This is a genomic window from Sphingorhabdus sp., from assembly GCF_040079335.1.
In the GTDB taxonomy this organism is placed as follows: Bacteria; Pseudomonadota; Alphaproteobacteria; order Sphingomonadales; family Sphingomonadaceae; genus Sphingorhabdus_B.
On sequence record NZ_JBEBKL010000042.1, the window covers coordinates 1 to 12,295 of the forward strand.

Annotated in this window: 14 protein-coding genes; 11 read left to right on the plus strand and 3 right to left on the minus strand. The window is 58.0% G+C overall.

The window, feature by feature from the left end; genetic code table 11:
• The coding region (locus ABL922_RS11285) for a hypothetical protein (RefSeq protein WP_349024344.1) at positions 1–479 on the minus strand (479 nt) is incomplete at its 3' end.
• Here ABL922_RS11285 and ABL922_RS11290 point away from each other — a divergent pair.
• Positions 392–856, plus strand: coding sequence for a toll/interleukin-1 receptor domain-containing protein (locus tag ABL922_RS11290; RefSeq protein ID WP_349024314.1), 465 nt, complete (start codon positions 392–394; stop codon positions 854–856). The genes ABL922_RS11285 and ABL922_RS11290 overlap by 88 nt on opposite strands.
• Before the next feature lie 86 nt (positions 857–942).
• Here the strand turns inward: ABL922_RS11290 and ABL922_RS11295 are convergent, their stop codons facing one another.
• Both ABL922_RS11295 and ABL922_RS11300 read right to left on the minus strand, forming a co-directional pair.
• On the minus strand, positions 943–2,583 hold the full coding sequence (locus ABL922_RS11295; protein ID WP_349024315.1) for an alkaline phosphatase D family protein: 1,641 nt from the start codon (positions 2,581–2,583) through the stop codon (positions 943–945).
• A gap of 4 nt (positions 2,584–2,587) precedes the next feature.
• Positions 2,588–3,703 (minus strand): DUF3667 domain-containing protein, encoded by a 1,116-nt coding sequence (locus tag ABL922_RS11300; protein ID WP_349024316.1) that lies wholly within the window; start codon positions 3,701–3,703, stop codon positions 2,588–2,590.
• Between the two features lie 130 nt (positions 3,704–3,833).
• Between ABL922_RS11300 and ABL922_RS11305 the strand changes: the two genes are divergently transcribed.
• The 10 genes from ABL922_RS11305 to ABL922_RS11350 all read left to right on the plus strand — a co-directional run bounded on the left by ABL922_RS11305 (position 3,834) and on the right by ABL922_RS11350 (position 12,289).
• Positions 3,834–4,277: a biopolymer transporter ExbD gene (locus ABL922_RS11305; RefSeq protein ID WP_349024341.1), complete on the plus strand. Its 444-nt coding sequence runs from the start codon at positions 3,834–3,836 to the stop codon at positions 4,275–4,277.
• A 91-nt stretch (positions 4,278–4,368) separates the two neighbouring features.
• Positions 4,369–5,256: an alpha/beta hydrolase gene (locus ABL922_RS11310; protein ID WP_349024317.1), complete on the plus strand. Its 888-nt coding sequence runs from the start codon at positions 4,369–4,371 to the stop codon at positions 5,254–5,256.
• A 229-nt stretch (positions 5,257–5,485) separates the two neighbouring features.
• Positions 5,486–5,857, plus strand: a complete 372-nt coding sequence (gene rpsL / locus ABL922_RS11315; RefSeq protein ID WP_115547700.1) for a 30S ribosomal protein S12 — start codon at positions 5,486–5,488, stop codon at positions 5,855–5,857.
• 17 nt (positions 5,858–5,874) lie between these two features.
• Complete coding sequence (rpsG, locus tag ABL922_RS11320) at positions 5,875–6,345, plus strand: 30S ribosomal protein S7 (RefSeq protein ID WP_349024318.1); 471 nt, start codon at positions 5,875–5,877, stop codon at positions 6,343–6,345.
• Between the two features lie 181 nt (positions 6,346–6,526).
• Entirely contained in the window at positions 6,527–8,599 is a 2,073-nt protein-coding gene (gene fusA / locus ABL922_RS11325) for an elongation factor G (protein ID WP_349024319.1), read from the plus strand.
• 90 nt (positions 8,600–8,689) lie between these two features.
• A complete protein-coding gene (gene tuf / locus ABL922_RS11330) occupies positions 8,690–9,880 on the plus strand; it encodes an elongation factor Tu (RefSeq protein WP_349024320.1) in 1,191 nt (396 codons plus the stop codon).
• A 144-nt stretch (positions 9,881–10,024) separates the two neighbouring features.
• Positions 10,025–10,336: a 30S ribosomal protein S10 gene (gene rpsJ, locus ABL922_RS11335; protein ID WP_298605465.1), complete on the plus strand. Its 312-nt coding sequence runs from the start codon at positions 10,025–10,027 to the stop codon at positions 10,334–10,336.
• 185 nt (positions 10,337–10,521) lie between these two features.
• Entirely contained in the window at positions 10,522–11,346 is an 825-nt protein-coding gene (gene rplC / locus ABL922_RS11340; protein WP_349024321.1) for a 50S ribosomal protein L3, read from the plus strand.
• A gap of 3 nt (positions 11,347–11,349) precedes the next feature.
• Complete coding sequence (rplD, locus tag ABL922_RS11345; protein ID WP_349024322.1) at positions 11,350–11,988, plus strand: 50S ribosomal protein L4; 639 nt, start codon at positions 11,350–11,352, stop codon at positions 11,986–11,988.
• Entirely contained in the window at positions 11,981–12,289 is a 309-nt protein-coding gene (locus ABL922_RS11350) for a 50S ribosomal protein L23 (protein WP_115547707.1), read from the plus strand. The genes rplD and ABL922_RS11350 overlap by 8 nt, the downstream gene beginning before the upstream one ends.
• Positions 12,290–12,295 lie beyond the last annotated feature (6 nt).

A 12,295-nucleotide genomic window follows, 5' to 3' on the forward strand; every position in this document is an offset into this window, starting at 1 on the left:
GAATAGTCGTAGATACCAGCCGCTCGTCGTCTTTTATATATTGCAAAATGAGCAGTGCTTGAACCCTTGAATAAAGTATTGATGCTACCCATGTAGGTATTGATCAAGCAGTAAAACGCAGGGGTAAGCATAAATGGCAAAGTGTACAGCACCAGTTCGAGGTCATACAGGTGGCGGCGCGGCGTCCTGCCCCGCTTGCTCCAGCCGTTCGCGATACGGCGGCTACGGGCGCTACGACTCTGGATCGTACTCCTCGTCTTCATACTCCCCATCTTCATACTCTTCCTCGGGAAGCAGCGGCGGTCGGAGCATTGGCAGCGGTTCAGGTAGCCGCACAAAAAAGGCGCGTTGGTCGGGAGCAGGTTCGGCTGTATGGTACACACCTGAACAAGTGCTTGCGCTAACGCCGGTTCGCGAAAACGTCGAGATTCTAGCGTCGTCGCAACCCGACCTTCGAGATGTTTTTCTCTGTCACGCATGGGACGACAGGCAGGGCTCCGCCAAGGAACTCAATGATCTGCTCGAGGCAAAGGGCGTCCGAGTGTGGTTCAGTGAGAAAGACCTTGGCCTTGGGGTGCCGATGATGCGGGCGATCGACAAAGGCTTGGTTAATTCGCGCGTCGGTATAGTCTTGGTAACTCCTGCTATGTTGCAACGCCTCAAAGCGGAAGGCGTGGCAGACAAGGAGCTTTCGGCGCTCCTCCGGCGCGAACGACTCGTGCCGGTTGCGCACGGAACGACTTATGAAGAACTTGAGAAAGTTAGCCTCCTGCTAGCCTCGCGTGCCGGACTAAGCACCGCAGAAGAGACAATGGCTGAAGTTGCGACAAAGATCGCCGAACTTGTTGCTGCATAGCGACTTCAATAATCGCACTTCAAACGACTGCTACCGCAGAGTGAGCGAAACGCTGGAATCCCTAACAAAACTACCGTTCAAGTACACTAGGAACCCAGCCTCCTCACCCCATGCTTCGCCGTCATCCGGTGCAAGCCGCCCAGCCGTGGCGTGCGTTGCTTCACGGTTTCGACAAAGCGCCATTCGCTGGTGGTGCGTTCTGGGGTGAGTTCGATCAGCATGTAGCCGCGACGGCTGCTGTCCATCCATTTCAGGCCCTTGTTGCGGGCCATCACGCCTTTCGCCACGGTCGCCGGGGTTGCGCCGGTGAAATAGGTTTCGAAGCCCGGTGAGCTGACGCTTTGGCCTGCCAGTTCGACGCCAGCTGCCTTGCCATCGTGCCGCAGGTCGAAGGCCCATGCATTGTGGCTGTCTCCGGTCAGCACGATCAGGTCGGCCTTTGAATTTTGTGCGGCGGAAAGTGCACGGGCGCGTGCCGCCGGATAACCGTCCCACGCGTCCAGATTGGCGGGGATTCCGGCCTTGGCCGCCATCGCGCCGCGCCGGACGCGCGCCTTGGCAAAATCGGGGGCATCGGGGGCGAGCCAGTTGACCGTGGCGTCGGGCTGGAGGATCGTTCCCATGATTGTCTGCTGCGCCCAGATATTCCACTTCGCCTTGCTGTTTTGGAATCCGCTGCTCAGCCAGCTTTCCTGGACTTGCCCCAGCATGGTTCGTTCGGCTGACTGCCATTCGCCTTGGGTAAAGCCCTTGATCGCCGCCAGCGTTGCCGCCTGATCGGCACCTTTGGGGATTTGCAGTTCGGCTGGTTTCGAACGCGCACCGATGCGGCTTTCGGTCATGAAGATTTCGGCGAGATCGCCGATGCGATAGCCGGTCCAGCGTTCGCCTGCGTCCAGATCGCGCACCGGCATCCATTCACGATAGGCCTGTTCGGCGGCGGCTTTGCGCGCCTGCCAGTCGCCCTCATTCGCCTGATGGTTCTGCGCGCCATCGGCATAGGCATCGTTGGTAAATTCATGGTCGTCCCACATGCACAGCATTGGCGCACGGGCGTGGATCGCCTGCAGGTCCGGGTCGGCGCGATAGCTGGCATAGCGCAGGCGATAGTCGGCAAGGCTGACAATCTCGTTCGCCGGTTCGATCAGGCGTCCGGCGACAGTGTCTTTCACCGAAGGATAATCGCCGCGCTGATATTCATAGATATAATCGCCAAGGTGCAACGCGATGTCGAAATCGCCGACCTGAGCGGCATGGGCATAGGCGTTGAACCAGCCAAAGGGCATGTTCGAACAGGAGAAGACCGCCATGCGATACTTGTCGATCCCGCCTTCGGGTAGGGTGCGGGTCTGGCCGATAGGGGAGATGCTGCCGTCAGGGGCGATGAAGCGGTAATAATAGGCCCGGCCGGGTGCGAGCCCACGCAATATGGCCTTCGCGGTATAGTCGCGGCCCGGTGCTGCAACCGTTTCCGCGCCTGTGGTGATCGAGCGGAAATCGGGGGTTTCGCTGATCTCTGCCCGCAATTTGGTCTCTGCCAGATCGGAAACGAAGCGCGTCCACAGCAGCACCGAATTTTGCGATGGCTCGCCGCTCGCGACGCCATGGCTGAAGCCTTTGGTGAGCGCTGCCTGCATCGCCGCCAGTGCACCGCCCGGAAGGCTGAGCGCCCCCAGCCCGTAAACACCGGTTTTCAGAAGCAGGCGGCGGTCGATCGGAGCAGTCATTCGGTTATCCCAACATTCCAAGGAAGAGCAGAATCGAGGCAAACAGTACCAGCACCATCCAGATGAAGAATGACAGGATGATTAAACGGATCACCGCCCCCGTCCGCGACAGCGAATAGGCATGGCGTAGCTGCCTGTAGAGGTGGAGCGGCGGGATCAGCACGAAGCCGAAACCGAGAATATTGTCCGAAACCCCAATCTTCGACAGCAACGCCATTACTAGAAACAGCAGGCACATGAAGGAAATCGAATAAGTGGTGAACACTGCATGGTCGTAAAAAGGGTGCCCACGCACACCGAGGGTGGCGAGCCAGACGAAAGGCAGGGATAGCGGAATCAGCAGCCAGGCAAATTTATATCCGTTCGATTGCAATTTGTAGAAGGTGAGGCTGGGGTTGGCGACCATCTTCTCCCCGCCCTTGCGGATGATCTTGTCGAGCCAGACTATACCCGTGCTCGAGCCTTTGAGCACCGAGACCTTGGCCCCTTTGGTCAAGCTGTTCCTTATATCCGCATCAGCATAGATGGGCTTGCCGGTTTGGATGAAGGCAATGCCGTTGCGATCGGATTTGAGTTCGTTGAGCTTGGCCTGAAGCCCCATTCTGAGCGCATCAGGGGTCTCGGGATTTTTGATCTGCGCTTGCGTTTTTGCGATTTCCGCGTCGAGCTTTTGGGCTTCGGTTTCCATGTTGACCTGAAGTGGACCTTCATTCGATGGAACACCCGACTGGAACGGACCGCCAGTGAAACTGAACACCGCGAACATCAGGAAGATCGAAAACAGGAACAGCGCCATCGGCGAGACGAATTTGGCACGCTCACCAAGGACATAGCGGCGGGTTAATTCTCCGGGCTTGAACAAGAGCATGGGCAGCGTGCGCCACATCTTGCCATCGAAATGCAGAACCGAATGCAATATGTCGTGCCAGATCGCCGACAAGGTCCGGTGAACATGCGCCTTTTGCCCGCAGGCTGCGCAATAAGGCCCGCTAAGGGCCGTGCCACAGTTCACGCAGGCGCCTGTCTCGCTCGTGCCCGCACCACCCTGCGATGGTTCCATAGCGGCACCAAATAAGGCACCCTCGATGGCCGTTCCGGCTGCGTCCAATTCCCCCGACATGGGTTCGATGTATCACCTGTATTCGAAGCTGCAAAGCCGCTGTGCAGCGGAATCAATTCGCGTGACACTATAGCTATAATGATATAACATCTCTTTATCGTCAAATGAGAGGAGAGACGATTTGGGAGAAGTGATCTATTTCCGCCACCGTACGCGGTACAAGCCAAGCGACACGCCATTTTCTCAAATGAACATCACCCCGTTGATCGACGTGATGCTGGTGCTTCTGGTGATGCTGATCCTCGCGGTCCCGGCGGCCATGCACCAGACCAGCGTGAACCTGCCACCACCCGGGCCGATAACGACCCAAAAGCCGCCGATCATCCAGAATCTGGTAGTGACTTCCGACGGGGTCGCCCATTGGAACGGCACTATAGTCGATGACTTCGCCTTGCAGGCCAAGCTGCGCACATTGGCCGCCGCCGGAGATGCACTGCGCATCGAAACCGATGGCTATGCGCGCTATGAACGGTTCAACCAGCTGATCGCGATGGTGAACGAAGCGAGGGTCGAAAATCTCGGCTTTGTCGGCAACAGCCGTTACAAGCAGTGGGACAAGCCCTCCGACAGTTGACGAGCTAGAGCAAGCCGTAGCGGCATGGCGTTGCGGCTTGCCTTTTCGATTTTCTTCGGCACTTTGCCCTTTGGATAAGAGGGGAAATGCCATGCCTAGCCTGACCGCGCGCCTGATTGCTTCGCTGTTCCGGATGACCGGTTCATTGCGCAAACGCTATTCGGACGGCCCCGATTTCCTCAATAATATCGAACATAGCCGGGTCGAGCAGCAATTTCCCGATGCCAAAATGCGCAAACGGCTCGATGTGCGCGAAAGCACTTATGAGGGGCGCAAGATCTACCGCATCGCGCCGCGTGACCGGCCGGTGGCGGGGCATATGCTCTATTGGCATGGTGGCGGCTATGTCTATCCGGCGGTCGATATTCACTGGAAGTTCCTCGCCCATATGGCGGAGACGCACGGCATCGTCACCACTGCCCCACTCTATCCGCTGGCCCCCGAGGCATCGGCGGCGGAAGCAGTCGACTGGGCGATGAAATTCTACCGCGAATTCACGCCGGACAGGGCAGGGCCCTTTGTGATGGGCGGAGATTCGGCAGGCGGCGGGCTGTGCGCGGCGGTTGTGCAGGCGGCGCGTGCCGAAGGGCGGTTGTTGCCAAAGGGCCTGATCCTGATCTGCCCCTGGCTCGACGTGGCGGTTGCGCACCCCGACCAGCCCGCGATCGAACCGCGCGATTGCGTGCTCACCATCAACGGCACCCATGCCGCGGCAAAACTCTACGCTCGTGACCTGCCGCTCAGCGATCCGAAGGTCAGCCCGTTATTCGGCAATTGGGAAGGCCTGCCGCCGATGCTGATGTTCGGGGGAGGCGATGACATTTTGGTTCCCGATGCCCGCGCGTTGAAGGCCAAGCTACCGTCGATCGACTATCATGAAGAAGCCGGGATGATGCACGACTGGCCCATCTTCTTCCTGCGCGAAAGCCGCGCCGCACAGGCGCAGATGGCGGCGTTTATCGGGCGAAATAGTGTGTAAGGAATTGCGCTGTTGCGGCGCTCCTTCACGCTTGACCACCCGAGACATTGCCGCTAATGGCCCGCCTTCCCGAAAGCGCGAGGAGTGATTCTCCGCGCCCACAGGAAAACCCACATAGGCTGAACATTGTTCGACAGGCCGGGCGGAACCAAGGCTGAGCCTCCGCCGCGCCCCTTAAAGGGCATCGTCTTGTCGCGCAAAGTAACCAACTTATTTTCAAGGTGAAGATATGCCAACGATTAACCAGCTGGTCCGCAAGGGCCGGACGCCGCAGAAGGCCAAGTCAAAGGTCCCTGCAATGGATCAGAACCCGCAAAAGCGTGGTGTCTGCACCCGTGTTTATACCACGACTCCGAAAAAGCCGAACTCGGCTCTGCGTAAGGTTGCCAAGATCCGTCTGACCAACCAGCGCGAAGTCATTTCCTATATCCCGGGCGAAGGCCACAACCTGCAGGAGCACAGCGTTGTGCTTATCCGCGGTGGCCGTGTGCGCGACCTTCCCGGTGTCCGTTACCACGTCCTGCGCGGCGTGCTCGACACACAGGGCGTCAAGGACCGCAAACAGTCGCGTTCGAAATATGGCGCGAAGCGTCCTAAGTAAGATCGGGAGAATAGAAAATGTCACGTCGTCGTCGTCCCGAAAAGCGCATCATCCTTCCCGATCCAAAGTTCGGGGATCTGGTGCTTTCGAAATTCATGAACAACCTGATGCTCGATGGTAAAAAGTCCGTCGCCGAACGCATCGTCTATGGCGCGCTCGAAACCGTCGAAGCCAAGGCGAAGAAAGATCCGGTGCAAACCTTCCACGATGCGCTGAACAATGTGAAGCCCGGCATCGAAGTCCGTTCGCGTCGCGTTGGCGGTGCAACCTATCAGGTTCCCTGCGAAGTCCGCCCCGAGCGTGCGCAGGCCCTCGCCATTCGCTGGCTGATCGGTGCCGCGCGCAACCGCAGCGAAACCACTATGGCAGCCCGTCTTTCGGGTGAGCTTCTCGATGCTGCCAACAACCGTGGCAACGCCGTCAAGAAGCGCGAAGACACGCACCGTATGGCCGAAGCCAACCGTGCCTTCGCACACTATCGCTGGTAAGCTTTAATCCCTCTCCCCTTGCGGGAGAGGGAAGTGAGACTTGGTTCTGCTTTAGCAGGACCTAGTCGCAACGGGAGAGGGGATGACCCCTCTCCAACGCCGACTAGGCAACAAGTTGCCAAGTCTTTGTATCCTCTCCCGCAAGGGGAGAGGAAATCGTTTCTCAACTGGAGTGAAGACCATGGCACGCAGCCATCCGTTGGAAAAATATCGCAATATCGGCATCATGGCGCACATCGATGCTGGCAAGACCACGACCACCGAGCGTATTTTGTACTACACCGGCAAGTCGTACAAGATCGGCGAAGTCCATGATGGCGCGGCCACCATGGATTGGATGGAACAGGAACAGGAACGCGGCATCACGATCACGTCGGCTGCCACCACCTGCTTCTGGAACGACCACCGCATCAACATCATCGACACCCCCGGCCACGTTGACTTCACGATTGAAGTTGAACGTTCGCTGCGCGTGCTCGACGGTGCCGTTGCTTGTTTCGATGGCGTTGCCGGCGTAGAGCCGCAGTCCGAAACCGTGTGGCGCCAGGCGGACAAGTATAAAGTTCCGCGGATGTGCTTCATCAACAAGCTCGACCGTACCGGTGCGAACTTCGAATATTGCGTGCAGTCGATCATCGATCGTCTGGGTGCAAAGCCTGCTGTCCTGTTCCTTCCCATCGGCATCGAAGCCGATCTGAAGGGTCTGGTCGATCTGGTCGAAAACCGCGCGATCATCTGGAAGGATGAAAGCCTGGGCGCTGAATTTTTCTATGAAGATATTCCGGCTGACATGGTCGATAAGGCTGCAAAATATCGCAGCGAACTGATCGAACTTGCCGTTGAGCAAGACGATGACGCGATGGAAGCCTATCTGGAAGGCAATGAGCCTGACGTGGCAACGCTGAAGGCGCTGATCCGCAAGGGTACGCTTGGTCATGCGTTCGTTCCCGTGGTTTGCGGTTCGGCGTTCAAGAACAAAGGCGTTCAGCCTTTGCTCGATTGCGTTGTCGACTATCTGCCTTCGCCGCTCGACATTGAAGATGTTCAGGGCGTGAAGATGGACAGCCTTGAGCCTGACAGCCGTCCGGCAACTGACGAAGCGCCGTTCAGCGCGCTGGCGTTCAAGGTCATGAACGACCCGTTCGTGGGCTCGCTGACCTTCATCCGCATCTATTCAGGTTCGCTCGTCAAGGGCACCTACCTGAACTCGGTGAAGGACAAGAAAGAAAAAGTCGGCCGCATGCTCGAAATGCACGCCAACGAACGTAAGGACGTTGACGAGGCATTTGCAGGCGACATCATCGCGCTTGCCGGTATGAAGGAAACGACCACCGGCGATACGCTGTGCGCCGAACGTCAGCCGATCATCCTTGAACGTATGGAATTCCCCGAGCCGGTTATCGAACTTTCGGTGGAACCAAAGACCAAGGCTGACCAGGAAAAGATGGGCATCGCGCTCAACCGCCTGTCGGCTGAAGATCCTTCGTTCCGCGTTTCGACCGATCATGAATCGGGCCAGACGATCATCAAGGGGATGGGCGAGCTTCACCTCGACATCATCGTCGATCGTATGCGTCGCGAATTCAAGGTCGAGGCCAATGTCGGCGCGCCGCAGGTGGCCTACCGCGAATATCTCGCCCGTGCCGTCGACATCGATTACACCCACAAGAAACAGTCGGGTGGTTCGGGCCAGTTCGGTCGCATCAAGTTCAAGGTCACTCCGGGCGAGCGTGGTGCAGGCATCACCTTCACCGATGCGGTCAAGGGCGGTAACATTCCGAAGGAATATATCCCCTCGGTTGAAAAGGGTATGCGCGAAACCGCCGAAAGCGGCTCGCTCATCGGCTTCCCGATCATCGACTTTGATATCGAACTGTATGACGGCGCCTATCACGATGTCGACTCGTCGGCACTGGCGTTTGAAATTGCTGGTCGTGCCGGTATGCGCGAAGCTGCGCAGAAGGCAGGTATCAAGCTGCTTGAACCGATCATGAAGGTCGAAGTTGTTTCGCCTGAGGAATATCTGGGCGATGTCATCGGCGACATGAACTCGCGTCGCGGCATGATTCAGGGCACCGACACCCGCGGTAATGCGCAGGTTGTTGAAGCCATGGTGCCGCTGGCCAACATGTTTGGTTATGTGAACCAGCTGCGCTCGTTCACGCAGGGACGTGCCAACTACTCGATGCACTTCTCGCATTATGACGAGGTTCCGGCAAACGTCGCGACTGAAATTAAAGAGAAGCTTGCCTGACAGGCAAGAACGGACTAAGGGCGGCGCCTGATTCAGCAGGCGTCGTCCCAACTGATCAAAAGACACCTAATCCAGAAGAAGGTTTGAACAATGGCAAAGGCTAAATTTGAGCGGACGAAACCGCACTGCAACATCGGCACCATCGGTCACGTTGACCATGGCAAGACCACGCTGACCGCAGCAATCACCAAGATCATGGCAGAAGCCCATGGCGGTGAAGCTGTTGATTTTGCCAACATCGACAAGGCTCCCGAAGAGCGCGAGCGTGGCATCACCATTTCGACCGCACACGTCGAATATGAAACCGCTGCACGTCACTATGCACACGTCGACTGCCCGGGCCACGCTGACTATGTGAAGAACATGATCACCGGTGCTGCGCAGATGGACGGCGCTATCCTGGTTGTGAACTCGGCTGACGGCCCGATGCCGCAGACCCGCGAGCACATCCTGCTGGCTCGCCAGGTTGGCGTTCCCGCTCTCGTTGTTTACATGAACAAGGTTGACCAGGTCGACGACGAAGAAATTCTCGAACTCGTCGAAATGGAAATCCGCGAACTGCTGAGCAGCTACGGCTTTGACGGCGACGCGATCCCCGTTGTTAAGGGTTCGGCACTTGCTGCACTCGAAGGCCGCGACGACGAAATCGGCAAGAACTCGATCCTCGCGCTGATGGACGCTGTCGACAGCGCCATTCCGCAGCCCGAGCGTCCGGTTGACAAGCCGTTCCTGATGCCCGTCGAAGACGTGTTCTCGATCTCGGGTCGTGGTACCGTTGTGACCGGCCGCGTCGAAACCGGCATCGTCAAGGTTGGTGAAGAAGTCGAAATCGTCGGCATCAAGGACACCAAGAAGACGACCGTTACCGGCGTTGAAATGTTCCGCAAGCTGCTCGACGAAGGTCGTGCAGGCGACAATATCGGCGCGCTGATCCGTGGCGTTGGCCGTGACGAAGTTGAGCGTGGCCAGGTTTTGGCAAAGCCCGGTTCGGTTACGCCGCACACCGAATTCTCGGCTGAAATCTACGTGCTGTCGAAGGATGAAGGCGGCCGTCACACGCCGTTCTTTGCGAACTATCGTCCGCAGTTCTACTTCCGCACCACCGACGTCACCGGCGAAGTGATCCTTCCCGAGGGCACCGAAATGGTGATGCCTGGCGACAACGTCACGATCGCTGTCAAGCTGATCGCGCCGATCGCTATGGAACAGGGCCTGCGCTTCGCAATTCGCGAAGGTGGCCGCACCGTTGGTTCTGGGGTTGTCAGCACCATCACGAAGTAATATAGGCCGCGCATCCCGCCCGTATCACTGATTCGGGCGGGGCGGTTTATTTGAGATTCACAAACAGCTGTCCCGGCTTCCATATGAGGTTGGGTTGGCTGTTTTCGCTCTTTGATATTGGTAGAAACAGGAATACGGTCCGTCATGGAAACGCAGAATATTCGCATTCGTCTGAAAGCTTTTGACCATCGCGTCCTCGATCAGGCGACAGGTGATATTGCAGAAACAGCCCGCCGCACCGGCGCGCTGATCCGTGGCCCTATTCCTCTTCCTACCCGTATCGAAAAGTTCACCGTCAACCGTGGCCCGCACATCGACAAAAAGTCGCGCGAGCAGTTTGAGGTGCGCACATACAAGCGGCTGCTCGATATCGTGCAGCCCACCCCGCAGACCGTCGACGCTTTGATGAAGCTCGACCTTGCTGCTGGTGTAGACGTTCAGATTAAGCTCGCTTGAGCTTAAGCGACCTGCCCTCAGGCGGGTTGCGGGACATCGGGATACCGCCGGACAATCTGTCCGGGCTGCGTCCCCCGTCTTCCTTCCTTTTTGGAAGGGTTCAGCCCGGACGGGGCGATGCATCAAAATTTGGGCTGACATGCCGTGGGGAATGGTCCCTTCGGCCTCTGTAGGAGTGATTGGTCATGCGTACTGGCGTGATCGCTAAAAAAATGGGCATGATGCGCCTCTTCAACGAAGATGGCCGTCATATTCCCGTTACCGTTCTGGCGCTGGAAGGCTGCCAGGTGGTCGGTGCTCGTAGCGAAGACAAGGATGGCTATTTTGCTGTCCGTCTCGGTGCAGGAGCCCGTAAGGCGAAAAATGTAAACAAACCGCAACGTGGCGAATTCGCCAAGGCACAGGTCGAGCCCAAGGCTCGCGTTGCCGAATTCCGCGTTGAAAATGCCGACGGCCTGCTGCCGGTCGGCGCAACCATTTCGGCCGAGCATTTCGTTGCCGGCCAGCTGGTGGACATCACCGGCCACACCCAGGGTAAAGGCTTTGCCGGCGCTATGAAGCGTTGGGGCTTCGGCGGTATGCGCGCCACCCACGGTGTTTCGATCTCGCACCGTGCGCACGGTTCGACGGGTAACCGTCAGGATCCGGGCAAGGTGTTCAAGAACAAGAAGATGGCGGGTCACATGGGTGATCGTCAGCGTACGCAGCAGAACCTTGAAGTGGTTCGCACGGACGTTGAACGCGGCCTGATCTTCGTGAAGGGTTCGGTCCCTGGTTCGAAGAACGCATGGTTGCTCGTCAAGGACGCCGTCAAGGTTGCTGCTCCCGAAGGCCTGCCGTTCCCCGGCGCGCTGAAGGGTGACAATGATGTTGCTCCGATCGTTACGGAAGAAGTCGTCGTTGCGACCGAAGCCACCGAAGTCGAAGCCGTCACCGAAGCGCCCGCCGCCGAAACCGCTGCAACAGAGGCTCCTGCCGCTGACGCCAGCGAAGAAAACAAGGAGGGCTAAGCCATGAAACTCAAGGTTCAAACCCTCGACGCCAAGGCAAAGGGCGACATCGACCTGAACGACGAAGTCTTCGGTGTCGAACCGCGCGCAGACATTCTGCACCGCGTCGTCACCTGGCAGCGTGAAAAGGCCCGCGGCACGGCTCGTCCGACCCGCGAGCGTTCAGACGTTTCGCGCACCGGCAAGAAGTTTGGTCGCCAGAAGGGCGGCGGTACTGCCCGTCACGGCGATCGTGCTGCACCGACCTTCATCGGCGGTGGTAAGGCACATGGTGCCCGCCTGCGCGACTTCAATCCGCTGTTGAACAAGAAAATCCGCGCTCTCGGCCTGAAGATGGCTCTGTCGAGCAAGGCGAAAGCCGGCTCGCTGATCGTCCTCGAAGACCTCGACGTCAAGGAAGGCAAGACCAAGGCGCTTGCCGGTCAGATCGCAAAGCTTGGCTTTGGCAAGACGACCCTTGTGATCGACGGTGCCGATGTCGTTGGCGGCGTGAATGACAATTTCCGCAAGGCTTCGGCAAATCTCGTCGGCGTCAATGTGCTTCCCGCTGTGGGCGCCAACGTCTATGACATTCTGAAGCACGAAACGCTGGTCCTGACCCGCGCCGCGGTTGAAAAGCTGGAGGCCCGTTTCAATGGCTAAGAAAGAAGCAATCGACGTCCGTCATTATGACGTGATCGTTGCGCCGCACATCACCGAGAAGGCAACTCTGCTTTCGGAAAACAACGCGGTTGTTTTCAAGGTAGCGGGCGATGCCACCAAGCCGCAGATCAAGGCGGCGGTCGAAGCATTGTTCGATGTCAAGGTGAAGGGCGTGAACACGCTTGTTCAAAAGGGCAAGGTTAAGCGGTGGAAGGGCAAACCCTACACCCGCAACGACGTCAAAAAGGCCGTTGTGACGCTGGCTGAAGGCCAGTCGATCGACGTCACCACCGGTATCTAAGGGCAG

What these genes read in the sequence shown, in the direction of transcription:
- tuf (WP_349024320.1), top strand. Translation starts at nt 8,690, where the DNA reads ATGGCAAAGGCTAAATTTGAGCGGACGAAACCGCACTGCAACATCGGC.
- ABL922_RS11295 (WP_349024315.1), bottom strand. Translation starts at nt 2,583, where the DNA reads ATGACTGCTCCGATCGACCGCCGCCTGCTTCTGAAAACCGGTGTTTAC.
- ABL922_RS11350 (WP_115547707.1), top strand. Translation starts at nt 11,981, where the DNA reads ATGGCTAAGAAAGAAGCAATCGACGTCCGTCATTATGACGTGATCGTT.
- ABL922_RS11300 (WP_349024316.1), bottom strand. Translation starts at nt 3,703, where the DNA reads ATGTCGGGGGAATTGGACGCAGCCGGAACGGCCATCGAGGGTGCCTTA.
- rpsJ (WP_298605465.1), top strand. Translation starts at nt 10,025, where the DNA reads ATGGAAACGCAGAATATTCGCATTCGTCTGAAAGCTTTTGACCATCGC.
- ABL922_RS11310 (WP_349024317.1), top strand. Translation starts at nt 4,369, where the DNA reads ATGCCTAGCCTGACCGCGCGCCTGATTGCTTCGCTGTTCCGGATGACC.
- rplC (WP_349024321.1), top strand. Translation starts at nt 10,522, where the DNA reads ATGCGTACTGGCGTGATCGCTAAAAAAATGGGCATGATGCGCCTCTTC.
- rplD (WP_349024322.1), top strand. Translation starts at nt 11,350, where the DNA reads ATGAAACTCAAGGTTCAAACCCTCGACGCCAAGGCAAAGGGCGACATC.
- rpsG (WP_349024318.1), top strand. Translation starts at nt 5,875, where the DNA reads ATGTCACGTCGTCGTCGTCCCGAAAAGCGCATCATCCTTCCCGATCCA.
- fusA (WP_349024319.1), top strand. Translation starts at nt 6,527, where the DNA reads ATGGCACGCAGCCATCCGTTGGAAAAATATCGCAATATCGGCATCATG.
- rpsL (WP_115547700.1), top strand. Translation starts at nt 5,486, where the DNA reads ATGCCAACGATTAACCAGCTGGTCCGCAAGGGCCGGACGCCGCAGAAG.